The 3,721-nt window shown below is 36.4% G+C and carries 2 protein-coding genes; both read right to left on the bottom strand.

The window, feature by feature from the left end; genetic code table 11:
• Positions 1–112 precede the first annotated feature (112 nt).
• Entirely contained in the window at positions 113–1,909 is a 1,797-nt protein-coding gene (lepA, locus tag OZD67_RS05425) for a translation elongation factor 4 (protein WP_182183406.1), read from the bottom strand.
• Between the two features lie 70 nt (positions 1,910–1,979).
• A complete protein-coding gene (locus OZD67_RS05420) occupies positions 1,980–3,383 on the bottom strand; it encodes a malonyl-CoA decarboxylase (RefSeq protein WP_182183407.1) in 1,404 nt (467 codons plus the stop codon).
• Positions 3,384–3,721 lie beyond the last annotated feature (338 nt).

Genomic DNA, 3,721 nt, shown 5'->3' with positions numbered 1-3,721 from the left:
AAGATAACTGAATACCTTCACTATCATGATAAGGGGGCTGGCGAGGCTTGTCAAGTAAGTTTTTTCGTTTCTAACGGTTGCTGCCAAAAGCTATGCAAGAAGTCTTTTAAGATCAATCACTTATCTTCAAGGCTTGAATAAAAGCATTCTGTGGAATATTTACGTTCCCTATAGAATGCAACCTTTTTTTACCCTTCTTTTGCCTTTCAAGTAGTTTCATTCTTCGCGTTACATCTCCACCATAGAGTTTAGCTGTTACATCTTTTCTATATGGATTAATCGTTTCTCTGGCAATAATTTTCCCGCCCACTGCTGCTTGAATCGCGATTTTATATTGCTGACGTGGTATTAGATCCTTCAAACGTGCGCATATTTCACGTCCCCTTTTTTCTGCTCTGCTTTTGTGAGCGATACAAGCCAGTGCATCTACGGGCTCTCCATTAATTAAAAAGCTTAATTTATCTATTTGGCTTACCAGATAGCTGGAAATTTCCCAATCCAAACTTGCATACCCCTTGGAAATTGATTTTAGCCTATCGTAAAAATCAAAAACAACTTCAGACAGTGGTAACTTATATCTTAACAATGCTGTTATTGTGTTACCAATGTAAGATAAATCTTCCTGTTCTCCCCTCCTTTCTTCACATAGAGATAGAATCTCTCCCAAGTATTGATCAGGAACCATTATGGTTGCAGTAATCCATGGCTCTTCCACAATTTCAATTTTCATTGGATCTGGCATATCACTTGGGTTATGAATATTCAAAATTTCACCACTTCGTGTTGTAACCCTATATATAACACTCGGTGCAGTTGCTGTTAGGTCTAAATCAAATTCTCTCTCGAGCCTTTCTTGAATAACTTCAAGATGCAACATTCCCAAAAAACCACAACGAAATCCATAGCCTAGTGCATTTGAAGTTTCAGCTTCGAAGGTAAAACTTGCATCATTTAAATGTAACTTTTCTAGAGCTTCTCTTAGATATTTAAAATCATCCGTTTTGTGAGGGAAAATGCTACAAAATACCACAGGATGCACTTCTTTAAATCCAGGAAGTGCTTCACTACAAGGTCTCTTTTCCTCAGTGATAGTATCCCCTACCTTGCAGTCTGCTACTTCCTTCATTGAAGCAGTTATAAAACCAACTTCACCTGCTGAAAGCTCTCTCGTCATAACTTTTTTAGGGGTGAAAATACCAATATTGTCCACTTGATATGTAGCATTATTAGACATCATAACAATCTTCATGCCTTTTTTTAGCACTCCATTTTTAACTCGCACTAAAATTACTACTCCTAAGTAAGTGTCATACCAACTATCAACCAAAATTGCTTGCAATGGAGCATTTACATCACCTTGAGGAGCTGGAAGTTTTGCTACTATTGCTTCCAGTACATCTTTCATTCCAAGTCCAGTTTTTGCTGATATTAAAACTGACTCACTTGCGTCAATGCCAATTACTTCCTCAACCTGGAGTTTTACCTTTTCTGGATCTGCAGCAGGGAGATCAACTTTATTGAGTACAACTATTATTTCATGATTATTGTCAATCGCCTTGTATACATTTGCAAGGGTTTGTGCTTCAACACCCTGGCTACTATCTACTATTAAAAGTGAACCTTCACACGCTGCTAAACTTCGACTTACTTCATACGAAAAGTCAACATGACCTGGAGTGTCCATGAGATTTAGGCAATATTGATTACCGTCGTTTGCCGTATAATTAAGTTTTACCGTCTGTGCTTTAATTGTAATCCCACGTTCGCGTTCTATATCCATTGAATCGAGTATTTGATTGGTCATTTCTCTTGCTTCAAGGCCGTTACATTCCTCTATTAAACGATCAGCAAGCGTTGACTTACCGTGGTCTATATGCGCTATTATTGCAAAATTCCTTATGTTGTTCATTATGGCCTACTATACTTAAACTATTTTACATTTTAAGTGTTGTGAGGGCAATTATTTATTAAGGGACTACTTACTCCTTCAACATAGACGACACTTTTTTCGAGCAGGAAATCACTTTATTAACCATGTAGTTTTCATGATTATTATCTATTTTAGGCAACTCATACAGATAATTTACCATCATTCCAGCCGACTGACTAATACCCTTCTCAGAGGTATCCGCCATCCAGTTTAATTGTTTTATCGATGCACCATTGTTTAAATGGAAATGTGCCACCGGGTCATAAGCATTTCCATTACTATTATTCACTTTTAGTAAATAATACGTACATAGTTTAAGCATGCATTGTTTAGTTTCATTTGTACATTCAACATTAGTTTTTAATTGCTCTGCACTTTCTAAAATTTCTGCACTAGATTGTTTTATATTTAGTTTGCCCAATAAAGTGACATCTTGGTTTAGATTGTTTTTTAGCCATTTAGTAAAGCCAGGTATTGGAGAAAGAGTCGCGTATGTTTTTATACTTTTAAACTCCTGTGATAGCTTTTCTACAACCCTTTTGATCAAAAAATTACCAAGGCTGATTCCAGATAACCCTGCTTGAGTATTTGATATTGAATAGAATATAGCAGTGCTCGCATTACTCGGATCGTTTGAAGGTACTGATTCATCTAAAAGGTGTTGAATGCTATCTACAATCTTATTCACCAATGCAACCTCTACAAAAATTAGAGGTTCGTTTGGTATTTTGTAATGAAAGAAAGCAAAACAGAGACGATCAGAATCTAGTCTGTTTTTTAAGTCATCCCAAGAGGAAATTTTATGCACAGCTTCATATTTTATAAGTTTTTCTAGCAATGATGCAGGTGAATCCCAGGTGATTTGACGAAGATCGAGTAGATCAACATCAACCCAAGTATAGAGTATATTTTTCAATTCGTTCTCTAGTGGATTCAAGCTTCTATATTGGTTCTTTAGCTTAAGCACATCAGAACGCATATCAACAATAAACTTGAGGCCTTCTGGTAAAGAAATAAATTGCTTTAATATTTTGGAACGTGGTGATTCAAGAATTTTTATTAAATCCTGCTCAAATTTATAGTTTAACTCGGGATCTTGGTTTTTCTTATATTCTCTAATTTTCTCATCTATTTCCGCTTTATTCGGATTAAATTTTTCTGCCAGGGTTTGTAGAAATTTTATTTTACCTTTCTCTGATAAGCTCAAGTACAGGTTACCAAGAGATACAGCGTTCTTACGTGCTGAGACCTCTCCTCCCTTTGGATTTAAGCACTCGTTCATCTTCAAGACTAAACTATCGATATCGCGACTGTTGCTTAAATCAGGACCGATGTTACCAATCCACGATCTTACAGCATCTGCCACTTCACCTAGTATTTTAAAAAAGCTTCTTACCGCTTTTTTGTCTTCAACTTTCACTATATCAGTTTTTACCAATGATTCTTTTGTCATAGATTTCCTTTATTATACATGGCTAATGCAAGTCAGGTTTCCCTACGTCATACCGCCGCGGTATCCCGCTAACAAGCAGCGGGATAACGGTTTGTCAAATCGTCGGTAAACCCAAGTTATTTTAGCTACATATAGCTTAAGTTAAAGGAAAATTTTAGCTACATAGCAGGCACTATTACTGAATTATTAATAATTCAGTAATACAATAGACTTCTTGCACTACCTCCCAAGTCACAACTGTCATTCAGTAGAAACGAAAAAACTTACTTGACAAACCCCGCCAGCCCCCTTATCATGAAACTGAAGGTATTCAGTTATCTTCATCTGTGCAGATTAAA

Origin of the sequence: Wolbachia endosymbiont of Drosophila nikananu (assembly GCF_028981865.1) — a bacterium.
In the GTDB taxonomy this organism is placed as follows: Bacteria; Pseudomonadota; Alphaproteobacteria; order Rickettsiales; family Anaplasmataceae; genus Wolbachia; species Wolbachia pipientis_B.
This window is presented reverse-complemented; position numbering and strand designations above follow the sequence as displayed.